The 22189-nt window shown below is 29.1% G+C and carries 25 protein-coding genes and 1 riboswitch; of the genes, 2 read left to right on the plus strand and 23 right to left on the minus strand.

The features are described 5' to 3' along the window. Positions 1 to 80 precede the first annotated feature (80 nt). Genes O5Y44_RS04505 through O5Y44_RS04545 form a run of 9 tightly spaced genes read right to left on the minus strand, consistent with a single transcriptional unit; the run spans position 81 to position 6047 of the window. Positions 81 to 716 carry a GyrI-like domain-containing protein gene (locus O5Y44_RS04505; protein WP_271988128.1) on the minus strand — a complete coding sequence of 212 codons (636 nt, stop codon included), beginning with the start codon at positions 714 to 716 and terminating at the stop codon, positions 81 to 83. A 1-nt stretch (position 717) separates the two neighbouring features. Then, positions 718 to 1437: a class I SAM-dependent DNA methyltransferase gene (locus O5Y44_RS04510; RefSeq protein WP_271965868.1), complete on the minus strand. Its 720-nt coding sequence runs from the start codon at positions 1435 to 1437 to the stop codon at positions 718 to 720. Position 1438: 1 nt separating this feature from the next. Beyond that, a complete protein-coding gene (gene rsfS / locus O5Y44_RS04515) occupies positions 1439 to 1777 on the minus strand; it encodes a ribosome silencing factor (protein ID WP_204643909.1) in 339 nt (112 codons plus the stop codon). A gap of 15 nt (positions 1778 to 1792) precedes the next feature. Next, on the minus strand, positions 1793 to 2662 hold the full coding sequence (yqeK, locus tag O5Y44_RS04520) for a bis(5'-nucleosyl)-tetraphosphatase (symmetrical) YqeK (protein WP_271965870.1): 870 nt from the start codon (positions 2660 to 2662) through the stop codon (positions 1793 to 1795). Further along, positions 2637 to 3245, minus strand: coding sequence for a nicotinate (nicotinamide) nucleotide adenylyltransferase (gene nadD, locus O5Y44_RS04525; protein ID WP_271988130.1), 609 nt, complete (start codon positions 3243 to 3245; stop codon positions 2637 to 2639). Before nadD ends, yqeK begins: the two co-directional genes overlap by 26 nt. Before the next feature lies 1 nt (position 3246). Continuing rightward, on the minus strand, positions 3247 to 3546 hold the full coding sequence (gene yhbY, locus O5Y44_RS04530; protein WP_003147122.1) for a ribosome assembly RNA-binding protein YhbY: 300 nt from the start codon (positions 3544 to 3546) through the stop codon (positions 3247 to 3249). Positions 3547 to 3566: 20 nt separating this feature from the next. Beyond that, positions 3567 to 4685 (minus strand): ribosome biogenesis GTPase YqeH, encoded by a 1119-nt coding sequence (gene yqeH / locus O5Y44_RS04535; protein ID WP_271965872.1) that lies wholly within the window; start codon positions 4683 to 4685, stop codon positions 3567 to 3569. Beyond that, positions 4678 to 5253 (minus strand): YqeG family HAD IIIA-type phosphatase, encoded by a 576-nt coding sequence (locus O5Y44_RS04540; protein ID WP_271965873.1) that lies wholly within the window; start codon positions 5251 to 5253, stop codon positions 4678 to 4680. The genes yqeH and O5Y44_RS04540 overlap by 8 nt, the downstream gene beginning before the upstream one ends. A 17-nt stretch (positions 5254 to 5270) precedes the next feature. Further along, on the minus strand, positions 5271 to 6047 hold the full coding sequence (locus O5Y44_RS04545) for a phosphatidylserine decarboxylase (RefSeq protein WP_271965874.1): 777 nt from the start codon (positions 6045 to 6047) through the stop codon (positions 5271 to 5273). A gap of 396 nt (positions 6048 to 6443) precedes the next feature. Between O5Y44_RS04545 and O5Y44_RS04550 the strand changes: the two genes are divergently transcribed. Then, entirely contained in the window at positions 6444 to 6992 is a 549-nt protein-coding gene (locus tag O5Y44_RS04550) for a TetR/AcrR family transcriptional regulator (protein WP_371465629.1), read from the plus strand. Positions 6993 to 7046: 54 nt separating this feature from the next. On the opposite strand, the gene O5Y44_RS04555 is transcribed toward O5Y44_RS04550, so the two are convergent. The 6 genes from O5Y44_RS04555 to O5Y44_RS04580 all read right to left on the minus strand — a co-directional run bounded on the left by O5Y44_RS04555 (position 7047) and on the right by O5Y44_RS04580 (position 12218). Beyond that, positions 7047 to 7406: a truncated hemoglobin gene (locus O5Y44_RS04555; protein WP_003147127.1), complete on the minus strand. Its 360-nt coding sequence runs from the start codon at positions 7404 to 7406 to the stop codon at positions 7047 to 7049. A gap of 190 nt (positions 7407 to 7596) precedes the next feature. Continuing rightward, on the minus strand, positions 7597 to 8778 hold the full coding sequence (metK, locus tag O5Y44_RS04560) for a methionine adenosyltransferase (RefSeq protein ID WP_271965876.1): 1182 nt from the start codon (positions 8776 to 8778) through the stop codon (positions 7597 to 7599). A 111-nt stretch (positions 8779 to 8889) separates the two neighbouring features. Next, a riboswitch (SAM riboswitch) is annotated at positions 8890 to 8992 on the minus strand. 72 nt (positions 8993 to 9064) lie between these two features. Then, positions 9065 to 9556 (minus strand): PH domain-containing protein, encoded by a 492-nt coding sequence (locus O5Y44_RS04565; RefSeq protein WP_271965878.1) that lies wholly within the window; start codon positions 9554 to 9556, stop codon positions 9065 to 9067. After that, positions 9549 to 11054, minus strand: coding sequence for a PH domain-containing protein (locus tag O5Y44_RS04570; RefSeq protein WP_371465617.1), 1506 nt, complete (start codon positions 11052 to 11054; stop codon positions 9549 to 9551). Before O5Y44_RS04570 ends, O5Y44_RS04565 begins: the two co-directional genes overlap by 8 nt. Then, positions 11047 to 11544, minus strand: a complete 498-nt coding sequence (locus tag O5Y44_RS04575) for a YdbT family protein (RefSeq protein ID WP_271965881.1) — start codon at positions 11542 to 11544, stop codon at positions 11047 to 11049. Before O5Y44_RS04575 ends, O5Y44_RS04570 begins: the two co-directional genes overlap by 8 nt. A 44-nt stretch (positions 11545 to 11588) precedes the next feature. Then, positions 11589 to 12218 (minus strand): MBL fold metallo-hydrolase, encoded by a 630-nt coding sequence (locus O5Y44_RS04580; RefSeq protein ID WP_271965882.1) that lies wholly within the window; start codon positions 12216 to 12218, stop codon positions 11589 to 11591. Between the two features lie 231 nt (positions 12219 to 12449). Between O5Y44_RS04580 and O5Y44_RS04585 the strand changes: the two genes are divergently transcribed. Continuing rightward, on the plus strand, positions 12450 to 13598 hold the full coding sequence (locus O5Y44_RS04585) for an MFS transporter (RefSeq protein WP_371465619.1): 1149 nt from the start codon (positions 12450 to 12452) through the stop codon (positions 13596 to 13598). 47 nt (positions 13599 to 13645) lie between these two features. On the opposite strand, the gene srtB is transcribed toward O5Y44_RS04585, so the two are convergent. From srtB to O5Y44_RS04625, 8 genes are all read right to left on the minus strand, one after another. Further along, on the minus strand, positions 13646 to 14491 hold the full coding sequence (srtB, locus tag O5Y44_RS04590) for a class B sortase, LPKTxAVK-specific (RefSeq protein ID WP_271965884.1): 846 nt from the start codon (positions 14489 to 14491) through the stop codon (positions 13646 to 13648). Positions 14492 to 14717: 226 nt separating this feature from the next. Further along, positions 14718 to 15869, minus strand: coding sequence for a pyruvate kinase (locus O5Y44_RS04595; RefSeq protein WP_271965886.1), 1152 nt, complete (start codon positions 15867 to 15869; stop codon positions 14718 to 14720). A gap of 315 nt (positions 15870 to 16184) precedes the next feature. Further along, positions 16185 to 17192 (minus strand): tRNA dihydrouridine synthase DusB, encoded by a 1008-nt coding sequence (gene dusB, locus O5Y44_RS04600; RefSeq protein ID WP_271965888.1) that lies wholly within the window; start codon positions 17190 to 17192, stop codon positions 16185 to 16187. 16 nt (positions 17193 to 17208) lie between these two features. Further along, positions 17209 to 17682, minus strand: a complete 474-nt coding sequence (gene folK, locus O5Y44_RS04605) for a 2-amino-4-hydroxy-6-hydroxymethyldihydropteridine diphosphokinase (protein ID WP_271965890.1) — start codon at positions 17680 to 17682, stop codon at positions 17209 to 17211. Next, positions 17682 to 18059: a dihydroneopterin aldolase gene (folB, locus tag O5Y44_RS04610; RefSeq protein WP_271965892.1), complete on the minus strand. Its 378-nt coding sequence runs from the start codon at positions 18057 to 18059 to the stop codon at positions 17682 to 17684. Before folB ends, folK begins: the two co-directional genes overlap by 1 nt. Positions 18060 to 18255: 196 nt before the next feature. Then, positions 18256 to 20505, minus strand: a complete 2250-nt coding sequence (locus O5Y44_RS04615; protein ID WP_271965893.1) for an endonuclease/exonuclease/phosphatase family protein — start codon at positions 20503 to 20505, stop codon at positions 18256 to 18258. A gap of 142 nt (positions 20506 to 20647) precedes the next feature. After that, complete coding sequence (locus O5Y44_RS04620) at positions 20648 to 21832, minus strand: MFS transporter (RefSeq protein WP_271988136.1); 1185 nt, start codon at positions 21830 to 21832, stop codon at positions 20648 to 20650. After that, positions 21825 to 22091 (minus strand): DUF2087 domain-containing protein, encoded by a 267-nt coding sequence (locus O5Y44_RS04625; RefSeq protein WP_271988137.1) that lies wholly within the window; start codon positions 22089 to 22091, stop codon positions 21825 to 21827. Before O5Y44_RS04625 ends, O5Y44_RS04620 begins: the two co-directional genes overlap by 8 nt. Positions 22092 to 22189: the final 98 nt, after the last annotated feature.

A 22189-nucleotide genomic window follows, 5' to 3' on the forward strand; every position in this document is an offset into this window, starting at 1 on the left:
ACATCTGTAACTATAATACTATGTTAAACATATAATGTCAATTCATAAAAAACTTGATCTTAGCATTGCTAAAATCAAGTTTAAGATTTTTTCTTAATTGGATGTCTTATTACTGTTTTAAGTTTCTCCGGCACTGTTTTCCTCACATCTGAAATATAAATTTCATGATGATATCTGGTCTCATTTATATCTAACTCATAACCTTCAGAAATCATATATTCATGCATCTTAGTAACAGTCTCTGGCTCTGAATCATATGGTCCTATATGCATACATTGAACACAAGTTCCTTCATCATAGCTAAAAAATTTAACCTTTGAGAAATCTTCTTTTTTCTTTTCCGTTACTTGCTTAATAGCCCACTCAAATACTTCTTTTGTAACAAAATCTGGCATACGTATTAACGAAATAAACTTAAAATTTCGTTTATTACTATAATCAACACCATCTATTCCTTCCTGCCACCAAAACCCTTCTAATGGTGGTACCACAAAATCAAAGTAATTAGGGATTTCATATTCTCCTTTTTTACTCATCTTTATAGTATACGCTACAGGATACAATAGACTTATTGATTGCTTATACTCACTATCCCCATCATTGGGATCCCCACTCCCTCTAACTGCTATATAATTAGCCTTATCCACATTTACTATACAAGGTTTATTTTTAGGTGCATATAAATGCTTAAGTGTTTTTTTGAAATCTACTGCCATTTTATTTCTTCAAAATAAAGATTATTCGATCTGATTCAGAATAATTTTTATTATTCTTATCAAAATCACAGAAATAATCTTTCACTTTAAATCCAGTATTTTGAATTTCTCCAAGGACATCATTTATTTCATAAGTTCTTTGTGAATGAAACTGTTCAAGCTTTCTATATAAACCATTCTTTTCTTTAATAAAGAATGACAGCTCACTTTCCACCTCTAACGAATTTTCTGTTTCATATGTAAACCATAGATAACTTATATCTTCATCTTCATAACCAAAAACTTGTTTTTCCAACATATCAGTAATTTTTTTAGGTGTATGAATATCAAAAATAAATTTTCCACCTTCTTTTAGAGATGAATATACTTCTTTTAATCCTAATTTAAATTCCTCAAAATCTGATAAATAATTAAATACATCAAATGCACTTAAAATAAAATCAAATTCTATATTTAACGATGAAATTTCTAATAAATCCATCGCAAAATAATTACATCCAGAAACTTTTTCACTCGCTATCGCTAACATTTGTTCACTATTATCTACTGCGAATATTTCTCCATATTTTTTCAGCGTTGGTAGCATTGTTCCACTACCACAACCTAAATCAAGAACTAGAAGATTTTTTCTATCTTCTAATTCTTGATTAATAATATTTTTATAAGCATCGTAGTCGACATCCATTAGTTTATCATAAACAATACTTAAATTCTCATACATATTAGACACCTTTGATAGGGTATTTTTCAAATAATGAATCTAATTCATAGTATTCTCTGTCATCTCGTGTCATAATATTAACTACAACATCTCCTAAGTCCATAAGAACCCATTTAGCTTCTCTTAGACCTTCTGTGCTATGAATTTCTCCACCATTTTCTAATACTTGTTCTCTAACTTCTTGTGCAATTGCTTCTACTTGTCTATTTGTAGGTGCATGACAGATTACAGAATAATCATATAATACTCCTGCTTGTGTTAAATCATAAGCAACAATATCATATCCGTGCTTATCGTCACATGCATCTACAACAATTTTTAATAAGTTTTCTACTTCCATTTTCATCCTCTTTCTTTATTTCTTTATAATATGGAACATTACTACATACAATACGTCATCTTCTGGATATCTTTTCGCAAGTTTTTCGATTAACTCATCTAGAGTAACTCCATAATATTTAGCGTAACGCTCTGTTAATGTTTCTCTTGTCACAGGTTTAACTAAATCAACTTCTAATGTAGCAAAAACTGTATCTGGATCTTCATAAGTTGTAGCTTCTAATAAATCACCTTTCTTGAAATGAGCTTCACTTTTATTTCTGATAGTGATTGTTTTTTCATCTGTTAAGATTTTGTCTTTATTTTTTTCTTTAAATCCAACACGATAATTTTTAATATTATAGTAGTTATAACATTCTAATAATGAAGGATAAATTCTTTCATCATTGTCAATTAAGTAAACCAATGTGTATTTTGCCGCAAGTCTAACCGCTTCATCAAGATCATATTGAGATACTTCAGTCACCTCAGCTAAATGCGGGTGTTTTCTTTGTGGATCTGTATAATCAGAGATAAAGATTATTTTTTCTAATAACGTCATGTGCTTTCTACCGAAAGTATGGTTTGCAACAGCAAGCTTAACCTCCTCATCTGCAACACCAAATTCTTCTTCGATATATGCACTTGCTACTGGTCCATGAAGAACCTCTACAGGATAATCTAATAAATTAACATCTAAATTATGTAAAATTACATATTTTTTCATTAATACTTCATCCATAGGTTTACAAACATCATGAACTAAAGCTGCTAATGCTGCTCTTTCTACACTTGCTCCATGAATCTCTGCTAAATGTTTCGCCACTTCCACAACTCTTAAAGTGTGTTCGTATCTTTTTTCTGGTAATATTTCTTTTACTCTATTTTGAATTTCTTGATATTCCATATAAACTCAACTCCTCTATATATGACCTACATTCATCAGTGATCATATATTTAATACTTTTCTTATTTTTTAAATTATCTCTAATCAAACTAGAACTTATCTCTATTATTGGAGACTTCATTATCTCATAACTTATAGATTTATAAAATACATCTCCATTTACTACCTCATACAAATCCTCTTCGTCTCGTGCTACGAAAATAAATGTTACAAGTTTAGATAGTTCTTTTATATTATACCATCTTTTTAAATCTTTCGCTCTATCTGTTCCAATAATAAAATAGATTTTTTCATTTTTATATAATTCACTAAAATACTTAACAGTATTATAACTATAACTTACACCTTCATTTGAGATTTCATAATCACTAACTTCAAACTTGAAATTATCTTTTGTACTTAGTTTCGTCATCTCAAATCTATTCTTATCACTAGCCTCTAATTCTCGGCCTTTTAAAGGTGTAATATACGATGGTATAAAGATAATTTTTTCTAAATTATAAGTTTCTAATGCATTTTCGGCCGTAATTAAATGCCCAATATGTATTGGATCAAAACTACCTCCATAAAGTGCAATTGACATTTTACTTCACCAACTCTATTTTTCTATACTTTTCCTTAGAGCTTTGTTTGTATAATACAATTGTGTGTCCAATCACTTGAACTAATTCAGATGAAGTACGTTCAGATAAAATTTTTGCTACTTCATCTTTATCTTCTTCACAGTTTTGTAAAATACTAACTTTTAATAATTCACGTTTTTCTAACGCATCTCTAATTCCTTGGATCATATCACTATTCACACCTGATTTTCCAACTTGGAAAATCGGTGATAAGTGATGTGCTAATGCTCTTAATTGTCTTTTTTGTTTTCCTTTTAACATCTTATCCTCTTTTCTTAATATTATATTATAGATTCACGTACGAATACTTCGATTTCTTCTGGTACATGTATATCTATCTTACAACCACTATCACTATTAACCGTAATCCAACCTAATCCAGAAATTACAATGTCCATCTTTCTACTATCAATAGTGAAACTTTTCTTAACTTGATTATTGAATATTGAAATATTATCTTCAAATGGTGGTTTCAATAACGTTCCTAAATGTTTTTCAAATAATGCATCTGCATTACTAAGTTTTGTACGATGAATTTCTACTAAATTAGACGCATATAAAGTGAAACTTTGACGCTCACCTTCTACAAAGTCCATTCTAGCCATACCACCGAAGAATAGACTTTGCTCAGCATTCAATTGAAATACACGAGCTTTAATCTCCTTTTTAGGCATTACTAATTTTAAACTTTGAGCATCTAGATAATGAGCAATATCGTAATCTAATATGATACCAGGTGTATCATAAATACTAGTAGCTCTATCTAAAGGTATCTCAATCATTCCAAGTGTTGTTCCAGGGAAGTGAGATGTTGTAATAACATTTTTATCCCCAGTTGTAAGTTCAATAAGTTTGTTAATAAATGTAGATTTACCAACATTTGTCGCACCTACGATATATACGTCCTTACCATTACGAAGCTCATCTATACGACTAGCAGCTTCTTCAACACCTTGATTTTTTATTGCACTAATTAGAAGAATATCTTTTACTTTAATCCCTTTCGCCTTAAGCATCTTAAACAACCATTGTTTCACCTTGTTTTGTTTAACTGATTTCGGCAATAAGTCTAGTTTATTAGCTACTAGGACAATATCTTTATTATTTCCTACAATATCAACCACATCTTCAATCCAGCTTCCAGAAAAATCAAAGATATCTACAACTTTTACTATTAATGCATCTTTTTTCGATAATGTTTTGATAAGTTGATAGAAATCCTCAGCTCCTAGTTGAACATCAGATACTTCATTATAATTTTTCAATCTGAAACATCTTTTACAAACAAGATTACCATCAACGCTTTTTTCTACAACACTTTTTGGTAAATATCCTTGTTTATTTTGATCTTCACTTTGAATTTCAACACCACAACCTATACAATAAACTTTATTACTCAATATGGCCTCCATTTTTTTCTTTCTTATGTTTTAATCTATAGCCCACTTTTTTCATTTTAGGGAATGCTTTTCTTCTAGTTAAATTATGGATAATCAATGCTTCAAAAAATCTATTAATTCTAGTTTTAAAAGCATCTGTCTTTGAAATTGGCTTAACTAGTACACTCATAGCTCCAAAACTTTTTGCTCCTAATACGTCAGTTAAAACTTGATCCCCTAAAATAATCGCTTCTTCTGGTTTTCTATTTAATTTTTTAAGTGCTCTTTTAAAACCTATAGTTAAAGGTTTCTTTGCACCTGCAACATATTGAAGATTTAATTTTTTACAAAACTCTTCAACTCGTTCTTCAGTATTATTAGATACAACAATAATATCGAAACCAGCTTTTTTCATCTTCTTTAGCCATTTATTCAATTCTTTAGTATCTTTCTTACTATCCCATGATATTAAGGTATTATCTAAATCTGAAATAATAACTTTTTTGCTGTGCATATTCATATACTCAACATCAATAAACTCATACTTTTCTACAAAATCATCAGGTGAAAAATATCTTTTTAGTACCATTTTTTCTACACAATAGCCTATAAAATAGTTGCTATTTTCTCTCCCATCTTGATTTCTTTATTCTCTAAGTTTTCCTCTAAGATTATGTTATCTTTTTCAAACAGTAATACTACCGTTGAACCAAACTCAAAGTAACCTAACTCTTCACCTTTTTTCACATAAATACTCTCATATGTAGGAATAATTGAGTTAACATTTTGAGCTCCTACAGGTATTAGTGTGTAATTGATTTTCCCACTTAACTTATACACTTGTCTGTAGTTATAACTTAGTATATTATCTCCTAATTCTAGTCCAAGATTATTAACTGGATATGAATATTTACCAAGACTATAAGCATCCTTTACTTGGCAATTCATCGGGAAATGAATACGGTGATAATTCTTCGGACTAAGATATATTATCATGTATGTACCATCTTTATATTTATCAGCTAACTCACTATCTCCAACCAATGTTTGAACGTTATAGACTTGATTCTTCACAACAAATGTGCTGTCTTCAGAAATAACACCTACTTCAGAAATAACACCATCCGTTGGACTTACAAGTGAATTTTCATCTTGATTGATTGGTCGAGCATCTGGGCGTAACTTTCTAATAAAAAATTCATTTAAATTTTTAAAATCATCAATTTCATCTAAAATTTCATCAGTATTAATATCATATACCTTAGCAAAAGGTTGAATCATTAATCGACTTAGATTAGATTTTGTTAATTTTTTCAGAGCTTTAGAACTCATATTTCCATTAGTTAATTCAACACAAAGTTGAAACATTTTCTTTTTTAACATACCCGTCTCCTTATTGAATATCATTCTATATTTTACTATAAAAGTTGTTTAAATACAAATATTGCAAAGAAAAAAGCTAAAAATATATCAAAATTATCTCTTAAAATTTATTTTTTTAAATAATAATTATTATTACATCATATTCTTATATTTTCATAAATTTAAAATCATAAACTATTTCGAATGTTACACGTTAACACTGCTTTTAATTCAGTATCTATATATTCAGGTTAAGTAGAAAATTTTTATTATATATTATTGATTTTAACAACATAAAATTGTATAATAAAATTATAATAATAAAACAAGGGAGTGAATGACATGACGTTAAACAATAAAGTTAAAGAAAACATTATTTTAACAACTGTCCAAAACGTTTGAACTAAGGGCTATTCTCTGACAAGTGTTCAGGATATAATTAAAAAAGCTAAAGCCCCTAAGGGAAGCGTATACTACTATTTTCCAAAAGGAAAAGATGAAATTTATCTAGAAGCATTAGATAAAATCAACAGTAATGTAAAAAAAGAATTTAAAACAATTTCTCCAAAATTAGGGACTTTAGAGGAGTATTTAACAGCTGTTTTTGATCTTTTTATATCAAAAGGTAAAGCTTGTAAACGTAGTGGTTTTTCACTTACATTATTAGCGATGGAGACTGCAGAACTTTCTCCAATAATCGCTGAAAAATGTAGTGATATTCTTGAAAATTGGCGTTTACTACTTGCTGACGGTTTATTTGATAGAAATCTACCGGAAGATGTTTGTAACCCTGTTAGCGAATGGTTATTCACTAGTATTCAAGGAGCACTAACTGCTAATAGAATTCATAAAGATGAAGCATTCCTATTCAATATAAAATCATCAATAAAATTTGTTTCTACCTCTTCTCCTGAAACACTTAGAGAAATATTCTCTAGATCAGATGAAGACGAAGTTGTCGCATAACAAAAAACCTTCTTTATTGAATTAAATTATCAATAAAGAAGGTTCTTTAGTTTATTAAATTGTATTAATCATCTGCATCGTTAATGAGTTAATCTTTTGACTTACAAATTTCTTTATAGCTGGATCTATGTCTAATCTATCCAAAGCTAATTCAAAATCTTCCAACCAATATTTTGCTTCTTTTATTGAAATTGGTAGTTTCATATGTTTTTTTCTAAGATCCGGTGTTGCAAACACTGAATGACCTGGTTCACCTAAAAATAATCTAAAGAATTTTTTTTGTTCCACTTTTATTTTCTCAAATCCATCATTAAACAAAATATTTATTCTATCATCATTAGGAATAATATCGTCATACATGTGTATAACTAACTCATCAATTTTTTCTTCTCCTATTTTTTCGTATAGGTTCATAATTACCTCCACAATTTGTACATATTTTTTTCACTTTTTGTCCTTATTTATATTAAACTACATATAAGAAATTTTTTCAATTAAAATGATAATTGAGCTAGATTTTTTTGAATACGACAGATATATCTATATACTTATTTCACAAAATAATATAAAGCGTAGAATAGGAACTTCCATTCTACGCTTTATATTATTTTAATAATTTTTTAAATGCATCAACTTTGTCTGTTCTTTCCCAAGTGAATTCTACATCTTCACGCCCGAAGTGACCATAAGCTGCTGTTTTCTTGAAGATTGGTTTTCTTAAGTCTAAAGTTTCGATGATTCCGTTTGGCGTTAAACGGAATTCTTCTTTGATTGTTTTAACAATTTCACCTTCATCAACTTTTGAAGTACCAAATGTTTCAACAAAAATAGATACTGGATGCGCTACTCCAATTGCGTAAGCTAATTGTACTTCTACTTTATCACAGATACCACTAGCTACAATGTTTTTAGCGATATATCTAGCCATATATGCTCCTGATCTATCTACCTTAGTCGCATCTTTACCACTAAATGCTCCACCACCGTGACGTGAGAACCCACCGTATGTATCTACGATAATTTTACGTCCTGTAAGCCCAGCATCTCCAACTGGTCCTCCGATTACGAATCTTCCTGTAGGATTGATAAAGTATTTAGTATTTTCATCTAATAATTCTTTATCTAAACATGGCTCTATTACGTATTTTTTAATATCCGCATGGATTTGTTCTTGAGTTACATCTGCGTCGTGTTGAGTCGATACTACGATTGTGTCGATTCTATTTACTTTATGATTCACATCATATTCTATTGTAACCTGAACCTTTCCATCTGGTCCTAAGTATGTTAGAGTTCCATTTTTTCTAACTTCTGCTAATTGTTTTGAAAGTTTTTGGCTTAGGTAAATTGGTAGTGGCATAAATGTTGGTGTTTCGTTAGTTGCAAATCCAAACATAAGACCTTGGTCCCCAGCACCTACTTCATTCTCTTCTTTTTGTTGTTTTGTTTCTAATGAGTTATCCACTCCTAAAGCGATGTCTGGAGATTGTTTATCTAAACCTACAAGAACTGAAATGTGATCTCCTGAATATCCTTTGTTAGGATCATTATATCCAATTTCATTAATTGTATTACGTACGATTTGTTGGAAGTCTACATTTGCTGTTGTTGAAACTTCTCCTACAAGTACTGCTAATCCTGTGTTCACACATGTTTCACAAGCTACACGTCCGTATGGATCTTGTTCTAAAATCGCATCTAAAATCGCATCTGACACTTGGTCAGCAATTTTATCTGGGTGTCCCTCTGTAACTGATTCTGATGTAAATAAATATGTTTTGCTCATTTTTCTCTCCTAAAATATTTTTGTCTGATATTAATACAAATCTTTCTAAGTCCTTAATATCTTTAAATTAAAATTAAAAGACCTTATCTTATAGACAAGGTCTTTATGTATACCTCATCGTTCAAAGTAAACTTTGCTAAGGAAAGCACCTTAATCAATCGATTAGGTTGCTGGAGTTCATAGGGCCTTATCCCTCACTCACTCTTGATAAGTATTTATATTTCTTTTATCAGCATATTCGATTTTAATATACTTTCAGTCATTTGTCAATTGATAAAGTATAAAATTAATATTCAATATTATACTTACTTCTCTCTTTAAGAATTTTTTCTTTTAATTTCTCCGCTTTCTCTATTGGAAGATAGTTAATAGTAAGCTTACTGTATATTCCAGTCACTTGTATATTAGCTAATTTATACTTATTTAAGATAGGTCCCGTATTTATAGTAACATCTTGAATGGTGTTAAATGGTAAGGTTTTTTTACTCTTGAAAAACACTCCTTCAACTTCCGACACACCCATCTGGTCTACTTCATAGGAATAATTTCTAATTACTAAAGGAGGAACAGCTAAAGCAACTATAGCGTATATTGTTAATATCACTAATATACCTAGACCTAAAAATCTATAATTTATTTCAGTTTTAAAATAATCATATACACTTTTACCAATAACTGGTGATAAGAGAACTAGAGCATATATCCCAAAATGTATTCTCACATATTGTATGGATCTTTGTGGTAAATTACTCGATTTTTTTTCAAATATTCTATTCATAATCTACCTCCGAAATTATAAAATCTCTCTCTAATTTTTCTTTATATCCTTTATCATAATATTTCAACTTAATATCTGAGTTTACTCCAATAGAATTTATTGATAAATGAGCAAGATCTCTTTTATTCATAAAATAGTTCGTCCTACTATTAATTGTTCCTACTTTTTTCACTTTAATAAATTCTGTTATTATTGTCAATTGTCTCATAAACGTATTTTTAAAGAAATGTTTATCGTAAGAAAGCTCATTATATTTCAACATATAGTTTTTCACTAAAATACTATATAAAACTAAGACAATATAAAAGGCAATCAAACTTAAAACCTTATACTCGAACTTAAAATCAACATTAACAAGATACAATATTGCAAATAATATTATCGGTAAAAAACTACAATTAAATAAACTCCAACGATACATCGCAATTCTTGCTCTTCGTTGTATTTTTTCACTCTCTAAATTATCATAATGTTCTAAATCTATTCCTAGATTATTTTTTACAAAATTCTGTGCAAAATCTTTTTTGACTAAAGGTAAGACATCTATCGTAGATTTTTGCTCACTTAAATCTTCTGATACGTTATTAGTCAAGGTTTCAACAGATAATTTCGCAAGTCCGAAGAAACGGTAACGCAAAGGATATATCAATTTTACACTTTGAATTCTATCAATATCAATAACTAGTGACTTTTTATTTAACAATCCATATTTACACAGCAAATTATGTTCTTTAGTCGTCAGGATAAAGTTATAATATTTTACAATCGTATGAATAATTGACGCAATTACTACTAAAATCATAAAAATCCCAATTATTATAAATATTGCTGTTATGTTCCCCGCGACTGACTTAGCATTTTTTTGAAGAAGTTCATCAAAATAAGCTTCATTGTCGAAAAGATATTTGAATACATCTCGAATCTTACCATTTAATGCTAATATTAACCCTAAAGCTGCAAAGAACCTAACCCTAAGCAGTCCATAAAATGCAAGTTCTTTAACAGATAATCTTAGTATTTCTTTTTGAGACTCCCGCATTTTTTCTTCTTGATCTAAAGCTATATCTTCAGATGCATCTTGTTTTAATTCTCTTAGTATATCAATTAAATTTAATGCGACTTCCTTCTTTAGAGGTTTTATCCTAATTTTACCTCCAACAAGATTAATATCTACCGAAAGTAGATTAAATGCTTGATACAATACGTTAGAACTTATATCTATTGATTGTATATTTTCTAGGTTTATGTTTTTTACTTCTTTATTTATTATTCCTTTTGTATAAATTAGGGCTCCATCGCGAACTTCATAACTTTTTAAGAAATAATCAAATATACCTATTACTATTAGCAGAAGAAATCCCGCCAAAACTAGTAAATAGTATTTCCAATTTTGCTCTTTTAATGCCAGCACCATAAAAATACCGAACAATCTAAATCCAGTTATTATAGTATCCATAATAACCATAGGATGTACTCGACTTTTTTTAATATTATTCATCTTTATACCTCCTATAGTTAAGATTATTTTCTAGTATTATTAACAATTGGTTTTCTAATTGTTCTACATCCTTTCTAAAAACATAGAATCCTAATTTTTCCGAACCAGTGTTTATACTAACCTTATAAATATTGAACTTTTTAGATAATACATTTTGTTTAATTGTGTAATCTAGTATATTCCTAAGTGGTGCTACTTTCTCCAATTTAAAAAATGTATACATTGATGTTGAAGCTAGTTTAAAATGTTCATCTGTAATTTCAAAAAATGTATTGTACTCATATTTATCTCTTAACATTACAACTATAACATGATTCAAAAATACTAACCCTAATATTATCCATAAGATAATATACACATCTATACCAAAAACTTCTTCAAAACCAGTAAATTTAAAGATTACTGAAGCTAATACGACAAATGTTAAACTAATCACCCAAATATTAAAGAAAAAATAATCAACATATAATCTTCCTATATATTTTCTCATAAAATCCCTCCCTATTTTAAAAATTAATAATATAACTTTTAAAATTAGAAACCTATAAGATTTAGATCTCTTTCTCTTTCAATTGTAGTCTCATCACCATGTCCTGGGTAGACTATTTTGGCACCATCAAGCTTGAATAATACATTTCCTAATGAATTTTTCAAGGCATCATAATCTGATCCATATAAATCATAACGACCAAAACCGCTTCTAAATAATGCATCACCTACAACAATAAATTTTCCAAAGTCGAATGATACTCCCCCTGGAGAATGCCCTGGTGTTGGTAGAACTGTAAAACTTAAACCAGCAATTTCGTATTTTTTATTTTCTTCAAACTCAAATTCCGCTGGGTTTGTCATAGGCGGTCTTCTTAAACGGAACAATGTTGAACCGTTAAAATCCGGATTTTGTAACCAATCTCGTTCATGTCCTGAAATATATACAGGCACTCCGTAGTGTTTTCTACATTCATCTAATGACATAATGTGATCGAAGTGAGCATGAGTTAATAAAATTGCTTCAATTTTTACATTTAATTCTTCTACAGCTTTTTGTATTCTATCAAAACCTTCACCTGGATCTACAATAACCCCGCGTCCATCTTTATAAACTATATAGCAGTTTTCATCTACCATATCCATTACTATTCTTCTAATTTCTGCTTTTGCCATTTTCTCAAAACCTTTCCATAATTATTATTATCTTTATTTTATCCTATTATTATGTTATTAACAAGTCTTGGTTAGTAGTTTTTTTACTTTACTTATATAACCTCTCTTCACTTGACCTTATTTAATATTTTTTTTATACTTGAATAGTATGGTTTTCATAAGAAACTTAGTTTTTTCCTAACTTTTTCATGAAAAGTCGGGTTTAAATATCTAAGAAAAGGAGATACAAAAATGAAATTAAATTCATTCGCTAAGTTTTCATTACTTAGTATTTCAATATTATTAATGTCACACCTTGCTATTTCTCCAGTAATTCCAAACCTGTATAATTTTTATCATACTAATAACCCAAACATAGGTCTGGCTTCTGTAGAGAGTTTAGCTACAATACCAGCTATGATGATTACAATTTTCGTTCTTCTTAGCAATGGTGTTATTAAATTAATCGGAAAGAAAAACACAGTTCTTCTTGGGCTTATACTTATCTTTATCTTTGGTATAGTACCAGCCTTTACAACTAACTTCAAAGTTGTCTTAATCAGTAGATTACTTCTTGGTGCTGGTATCGGATTATTCAACTCACTTTCAATCAGTATGATTAGTGATTTCTTTGATGAAGAACACCGTGGTACTATGATCGGATTAAGAACTGCATTTTTAAATATAGGTAAAGCTTTAACTACCTTTATTTCAGGATACTTATTAATCTACGGTATTCAATATACATTTTTAGTTTATGCTTTAGCACTTCCTATATTTATAATATTCCTATTATTCGTACCTAATGCTGAAAATGTAAATAATAAAAAAGTAAGTATTAAGTTTCATAAAGAAACTATCGTTCTAACTCTTCTAACATTTCTAGTAGGAATTTCTTACATGGGAGCAACTATTAAAATCCCTACACTACTAGCAGAAAAATATCATTATCAACCAGATGTAGCTAGAAATCTACTTACAATCTTAGCTTTAAGTGGTATACTTTCTGGAGTTATTTTTGGTATTCTAGTTAAAAGGTTTAAAAATCTAACTTTACCTATTATGCTAAGTTTCATGACTGTTGGAAGTGTATTATTTGATTTAACAAATAATATTATTATCTTCTACATCGCAGCTATTTTTATTGGAATAAGCTTCGTAGGAACTATGTCATTTAACTTCTTCTATATTTCAAACAAGTTAGATAATAAATTTATCAACTTTGCAACAAGTGTAATTTTAGTTGGTGGAAATATTGGTGTTATCCTTACTCCTGTAGTGCTGACAAAAATACCGGAAGCCCTACACTTAGAAAAATATACAACACCATTTTTCATTACTACTGCTCTAATGCTAATTTCTACATTAGTTAGTTATACAGTATTAAGAAATAAAAAATAAAAGGAGAACATCTTTGATACTAATATCTTAGATGTTCTCCTTTTTTATTAACTATTAAGTAGCTCTTTATTTTTCTCTAAAAATTCTTTTAATTCATTATCTGGTACTTGTCTTGCTAATACTAATGTTCGTAATGCAACATCGTCTATTCTACAAGTACAGAAAACAGTCATATTATCCTCTCCAGAAATTTTACTATTTTCTAACCAATTTCTAGCGCCTTCTTTAAACAGCTTGATAAATTCTCCTTTTTTATCTGAAGTAGTAGGAATTTGATATAAATTCGTAAATTCATTTACAACTTTTACACCAGTTACTTCATAATAATACTTTCTTTCAGGAGTTTCCATAACAATAACTCTATGACTATCAAAATAATCTTTTTTTGCAAACCAGTTCATATTATTAAACACTCTAGTGTCTAATGTTATTTTTTTCTCCTCAAGTCCTGCTCTTGCGTGTCCAAATACCCACTTCACATCACCTTTATCTAAACCAGGTTGATTCTCATAGTCCATAAAAACTGCCCCAATATATGGAGCTGGCTTATTATCTAAACCATACTCTAGGTATTTAGAATTATTAGTTGTTTGTAACATCGGTTCTTTTAAGGAATCTTTCCCATCTCCGGGAACATACATATAACCAATAACTTCGCTATTTATCGATTTCAATTCTTTAAATTTATTTTCTAAATATTCTTTCTCCGCTTTATCTACAACATATTTTTCTTCTTGTTTTACATTTTCTTTTTTCTCAACTTGAGTATAAGATTCACTTGAACCCGTATTCGAATTAAAGTATGAGTAAGCTCCAAATGAACCACCAATTAAAATAAGAACTAATAGTAGATATTTTACTATATTTCTGAATATTGATTTACTATTTTTCATTAAATCTTTCCTTTCTAAAAATTATCTCTTTTTTCTAAATCACAAATTAGATTATATCATATTTACATAAATTTCTTCAAAAGATTGTGTTGCTAGTTTGAAAATTAATTTTGATTTATGTATTATTTAATTTTTATCTAGAATTATTCTTTTAGTATTCAAAAAAAGAGTGATTTAAAATCAGTTGATATTTTAAATCACCCTTATTATGGTTTATTTTATTATTTTAAACTTGTCTAATATTTACAAAGTCAGTAGGTGGAACATTGTCTTTTCCTAAATCTGGTTGTCCTGCTGTAATTAGAATTAAATCTCCTTCTTTTGCTAAACCAGACTCTTTAGAAAAATTCGGTGCACAATTTAGCATTTCTTCCATTGATAGTGTTTTTTCTTCTATGAATGTAGTAACACCTCGTGTTAATGCTAATTTTCTAGCTTTTTGTTTTGTTGGCACTACTGCTAATATTGGAACTTTTGGTCGATATCTTGCGATAAACTTCGCAGTACTTCCCGATTTAGTATAAGTTACTATATTATTAACATCAACAGAATCAAGAAGATATTTAGTTGATAAGGAGATTGCATGCGCAATATTCATTTTGTGATGTTTATATTCTTCCGAATCATCATCTTTTACTCTATCTTGATTTTCGATGTAGGTAATTATTCTATCAACTGTTTCTAATGCTTCTTTAGGATAATTCCCTATTGCTGTTTCTTCGATTAACATGATTGCATCAACACCATCTATAATTGCATTAGCTACGTCAGATACTTCCGCACGTGTCGGTCTTGGATTATAGATCATTGAATGAAGCATCTGCGTTGTTAATATTACTTCTTTTGTTGAATCATTAGCTTTTCTAATAATTTCTTTTTGGATACTAGGTAAATTTTGGTAAGGTAATTCCATACCTAGCTCATCCCTATTAATCATTATTGAATCTGCAAATTGAATAATCTCATCGATATTTTCATATGCTTCTTTACAATCTATTTTTACAATTAATCCAATATCTTTCTTCTCATTAGCTTGAAGTATACTTTTTACTTTTCTAATTTCATCCAAATTACTAACAAATGGGCAGGCAACAAAATCAACATCATTTTGACAAGCAAAATGAACATTGTTCTCTTCAATTTTTATAAGTTTATATTTACTTTCTGCATATATATGATCTAAATCATAAATTATTGCAGTATTTTTATTTAATTTTTCTCTTAACTCTTTTATTTTATTAATTCTAAAATCGCACTCTTCTGTGCATCCATAATAATTATCTATTAAGATAGCATCTGCCCCATTTTCTATAATATATTCTAATAGTTCTTCTGTACTGTTTCCTAAAGTTGCGATAATTTTTGCCTTTCTAGTCATAATATACCTACCTTATCTTTAAAACGTTTTCTTTTAAAATTATTATAACACATCAAATTATTATTTTCTAGATAATTTTCTAAAATAATAATCCTTGATTATTATAATTTTCTTAAACATTTTTCATTAACAATTCTAATCTATACTCTACTGACATTCATAAAGTGCTTATTTTAATAAGCTTTACAGTTGTATTTGAATATTATAATATTAATAATTATTCAAAATATAAAAATAAAAAAGAAACCGTACCTAATTGACTACAGTTTCTTTTTTGCTATATTTCATATAATAATTAATCAATAATTCAACACATTAAATTATGATTTCTTTTTTAGGTGCTGCTACTCCTGATTCAAGATAATCTAAGAATTCACCAAATAAGTTCTCCATTTCTGCATATGAATTTAAGGTATTTAATTCTTTTTTAACTTTTGCTCCACCTTTAATACCTTTCATGTAGTATGCAGCATGTTTTCTCATTTCATGAACTGCAACTTTCTCAGGCTTAATTTCCATAAGTCTTCTTAGGTGCAATAAACATACATCAATTTTTTCTCTTGGTGTTGGTTCTTCTGTTAATTCACCAGTTTCTAAATATTTAACTGTACGATATAACATCCATGGATTTCCTAAAGCTGCACGTCCAATCATGACTGCATCACAGTTAGTATCATCTAACATCTTCTTAGCTAATTCTGGAGTAGTTACATCACCGTTTCCGATAACTGGAATTTTAAGCTCTTTTTTAACATCTTTAATAACATCCCAGTTAGCTTTTCCACTATACATTTGAACTTTTGTTCTACCATGAATAGCTATTGCACTAGCTCCAGCGCGCTCTGCATTTCTTGCATTATCCATTATATAAATATGTTCATCATCCCATCCCATACGCATTTTTACAGTTACAGGCTTGGATACTGAATCTACTAGACGCGCAATTACCTCGTATACCTTATCTGGATCAAGTAGTAATTTACTTCCGGCATCTACTTTTGTAATTTTTGGAACTGGACATCCCATATTTAAGTCGATAATGTCAGCTTCTGTATTTTTATCAACATACTTCGCAGCTTCTACCAAAGTATCGATTTCTCCACCAAATATTTGTAAACTTAATGGACGCTCCCTTGGATCAATATATAACATATTCATCGTCTTTTTATTATTGAATAAAATTGCTTTATCACTAACCATTTCAGCACAAACTAATCCAGCACCAAACTCCTTAGCTGTTAAACGAAACGCAGCATTACATACACCTGCCATCGGTGCTAAAACTACTCTGTTCGGTATTTCAATTTCTCTAATTTTAAACATCTTCTATCCTTTCATTTTACAATTTTTCTTTATACAAACTAATTTTTTCTGTTATTTTGTCTAATGATTGCTTTATACTCTTACCATCAACATCTATATCTCCATACATTTCTACTAATGGAGCTAGTACGAAATTTCTTTCATGAATATATTTATGAGGTACAATCAATCTATCATCATTAAGAACTAAATTATTATATGTGATTATATCGATATCTATCGTTCTATTTCCCCAGTGCTCTTTTCTAATGCGACCAAGTTCTAACTCTATCTTTTGAATAGTATCTAGTAGTTCATATGCTTCTAACGAAGTTTCTATTTCTATACACATATTTAGAAAGTTTTGATCAGCTACTCCACCCCATGCAGGTGTTTCGTAAATACTGCTTAGTTTTGTAATTTTAAGATTACTCGCTTCTATTTTTCTTAAAGCATCTTTTAAATATTGCTCTCGTGGCTCTATATTGGTTCCTAATGCTAGTATAATCATTATAATCCAAACTCCTGACGTGTTGTTTCTATAACTACTCCACATTGTTCAAAATGATATTTTATAGGTGCAGATGGTTTATTAATTTCTAGCTTAACATTTTCAATTTGAGGAAACTTTTCAAAAATATTTTTTAAAATTTCTCCAGCTAGGCGTTCTAATAAATTATACGTATTTAAAGTTGCAGTCTCTACTACTACATCTGCAATATCAGCATAACTTATGCTGTCTGTCATCTCATCACTAAACAACGCCTTCTTATAATCAAGCTCACACTCAATACTAAAAATAAATTTTTGACCTAATCTATTTTCTTCTTCAAATAATCCATGATTAGCAAATACTTCAAGATTATTTATAAATAATTTCGTCTTCATGATTAATATACCTCTCAATCATTATTTTGCTTAACTATAAAATTTTAACATATTTCGCCTTATTTCTCTAATGATTATACTTACATATCAATAAAAAACGACTTAAAATTATGATTTAATAAAATCTCTTTTTAAGCCGTTTAAGTAAAAATCAATGTTTCTTAGTATTTTTACTGTGAAATTTAAATATTTTTAATTAGTTTTTATTTCTTTTTCTTCCTAAAATGAATGCAGCAACTGCACTTAATCCAGCAAATAGAAGTGAACTAGAAGAATTTAATCCAGTTTTAGGAAGAACATTTTTTCCAAAGAAGTTTTCTCCTTTGTTTGTTTTCTCTTTTTCAGATTTAACTTGTTCAGTTGTAGCTTTGCTACCTTGTTCAGTTCTTTCTTCCTTAACTTCTTTTGAATTAGCTGCTTCTTGATTTGGATTAGAAGCTACATTTTCTGAAGGTTTATTTTCTGAAACTGGTTTTACTTCTGTAGTTGGATTAGATGCTGGGCTTGGTTCAGGTGTAGTTGATACTTCTTTCTTACTGAAGTCAATTTGCACAACTACTGGATCATGGTCAGAAGCACGTCCATGTTCTTCCATGAATGAAGCATTAATATGAACTGGAGAGAAGACTACTTTATCTTTAATGTTTTTAGAAATTAAAATATTGTCTAAACTTTGGTTACTTCCTCGGTAGAAGTATGAGTATCTATCTCCTTGTTCATGTTCAGCCATTAAGTTAACTAGTTCATTTCCTACGATTGTTTTCACACTATCTGAAAATTCAAAGTCATTGAAGTCTCCTGTAAGAACAAATTTTAAGTTTGGATTTTGACGTAATCCTTCTTTAATAAAGGCATTTAAAATTTTAGCCTCTTCAATACGTTTTGCTTTTGTATTTTCTACTGATGGTTGGTTAGAACCATAGATTGCATCATCACCTAATTTTGATTTTAAGTGGTTTGCAATTACTACTATTCTTTCACCTTTAAATTCAAATTCAGCAGCTAATGATTTTCTAACTTTTTCAAAGTGAACACTTGTAGGATCAACTCTTGATGGATTTTTTTCAAGATGCCCATTAACGAAACGAGCAGCTTCCTCGCTTCCACCTTTTTCTTTACCAATTAGAGTTACTCTCTTAGGATTATATAAATAAGCTACCCTAATGTTCGCGCCCGGTTTACCACCATCTTTTCCGTCAACTGGAGCTATCTCAGTATATTTATAATCAGGTCCACCAAGACTCTTAATTCTTTGAGCTAATTTTTCCCCACTCTTAACTCCATCAACAGTTCCATCATTTACTCCACCATTGTTATCTTGAACCTCAATAAGAGTTATGATATCAGGACTGTGAACTTCTTTTATAAATGAATTAGCAATTTTATCAACTTTTTCCTCTGGTGTTTCATCATGACCCTTGTTGTTTGCTGAGAAGTTTTCAATATTGTAAGAAGCAATTGTTAATTTATCTTCTGAAGGATAAATTTTAGATACTTCACGTTTTAATCCTCCATCTTGAATTGCTGGTACGCTAGATGGATCAATTTTATATGTTTTATTTTTATAAGTAACTACCCCTGTAATATTTTCATTAAAGTAGTCTTTTGCTTTTGCTACAAATTTATTCCCTACTGTAATAGGTAGTACTTCTGTGTTTTGTACACCAGGGCGAAGATTTACTCCACCGATGTTATTAAGTTTTTGACCTTTGTAGTCACCTGGTAATACATAAATATCACCTTTATATTGCGGCCCAGTAACTTTTGGTTTAGTCACCTCTACACGCATTCCCTCTAGACTTTCCCAATAATCTAAAGCTTCTGTTTCTGGATTATATTTAGTTGGCGTATTATCAACTATGTCTTTAGGCATTTTTTCAGAAATGTTTAATGCTTTTGGTAAATCTGCTTTCCCTAATTTTGTTATAGTTGCGTTAATAATTTGAGTAACTGTCAGGCTTCCAGCTGGTTTTTTAAAAGTTTGACCTGGTTTTACAGAATATTCTTCCATATAACCTTCTTTAACAGTTCCTTGAACTTTTAATAAGTCACCTGATTCTACTTTATCTTTTGAAGCGACATATACTGCATCAGAGGTTTTTGGATTATTATCTGACACTTTATCTTGAACATAGAAACCAGTTTGATCAGTTTTAGTTACAACAACATTGTTTATTACTACTTCTTTCCCAACTAAAGGACTTTCATGGCTTTCACCTTGTACTTCCCCTATGTTTTTTACTTCTTTTGGAGCAGTAGCTTGAGGACTTGTTGTAGTCGCTCCAGCAGGTTTTACTTCATTTTTTCCTGTTGTAGTAGTCGGTGTAACTACTTCTGTTTTTACCTCAGCCGCAGAAACTTCATTAGCTTCAGCTGATAAATAAGTTGCCCCTACTCCTCCTAATACTGCACTTGCTAATAATATTGATAATTTGTATTTTTTCACAATATGAACTCCTTGTATATAAGTTTATACTAATTATTTTACTATTAATCTAACTAATAAGCAACATCAATTGTTTACCTTTACAAAAAAATCCTCAATATAGACTTTTCTATATTGAAGATTCTTAAAATCAATAATTAAACTATTTAATTCTTCTTTTTTTTAACTTTACCAACATAAATGATAAAATAATTACTCCTACCAATGCCATAAATGCTAACCATGTATTTTCTATTCCTACTTTATCAGTTAATACTCCATTTACAGATAGTAATATTGCTACAATAATAGATTCAAAAGTATAAAATATAGAAACTGTAGTTGTTCTATTTTCATCACTTTTTACTAGATATTTATGCATAAATACACTAACCTGTATACTCATTAAAGTGAAAAATACAATATATATCATGAATAGTACAAATTTAGCATATACATTTTGAATAAAAACAAACATTAATAGCATTCCAATATTTACAACTACAAAGAAATACAAAATGCGTAGCTTTGATAATTTATTTGATAATTTTTCATATATTACACTTCCTAACATTCCACTAACTGATATACCAATCCAAATATAACCGATAATATCAACATCTAACTTTTCAAACACAGCTTGCCACTGGTTTGATGGCCCAAGATCTAGGATAGAAGGAATAACAAAAAGTATCATAAGAAATATACTACTTTTAACATATAGTGTTTCTTTTAACGAGTTTTTTACTGTTACAAATGAATCTTTTATTTTCTCAACTGATATTTTTTGAGTCTTTTCTAAGTTTTTCATAAATAAAAGTGTAATAAACAACGAAATAATAAAAACTATCATACTTAATATTACTGACAAACTTTTATGATATACATACACATATTTAGCACTTATAAAACCTACAATTGCTGAGAAAAATAATGCATACAGTGAACTTCTTGAAAGAACTTTATCTATATCTATTTCTTCATTGTTTTTATTGTTTACATTGACTAACCAACTTGTTAGTGTTCCAGATTGAAACGATTCTGCAACTGCAGATAAAATTGCAGAAATGTACAGTAAAATTAAACTATTACTAAGCAATAAGATTAAACCTATAACCCTAAAAACTGAACTAAGAAGAATACTATTTTTTGCTCCGATGTTATCAGTGATTGCCCCACAAGGAAGCTCAGTCATAAAAGAAACTAACCAAAAAATTGATAAATAAAGCCCTACTTCAGCAAAAGAAAAATCTTTTGACAACAAATAAATATATAAAATTGGATTAAAAAATGATAATGCTACCGTAACTAATATATTATACAAATAATAAAATTTAGTATTATTCATCTTTTTCCCCTACAATCTTATACATCCTACCGTAATTATCTCTTTCTAAAAACTTATAATCAACAAGATATCTTCTAATTAGAGAATAATCTGGATAAATCTCCTTAATTGCTTCGTTTAATTCTTTCTCAGTAAACTCTAATGATTTTTCCTTCAACATCTCTAAAACTATTTGAAGAACGAGAAGCTTATTTTTTTCTTTTTTTGGTATCATCATCAATTTATTATTTTTAAAATATTTTATTTTTACTTCTTCCATATTACACTTTCCTTTCAAATTTAACTTTTTTATATACTATTATATATCATATAAAATAAAAAACAAGTATAAAAATAACCTCTAACAAAGTTTATACC

It is taken from the genome of Gemella sp. 27098_8_155 (assembly GCF_041433725.1).
In the GTDB taxonomy this organism is placed as follows: Bacteria; Bacillota; Bacilli; order Staphylococcales; family Gemellaceae; genus Gemella; species Gemella haemolysans_D.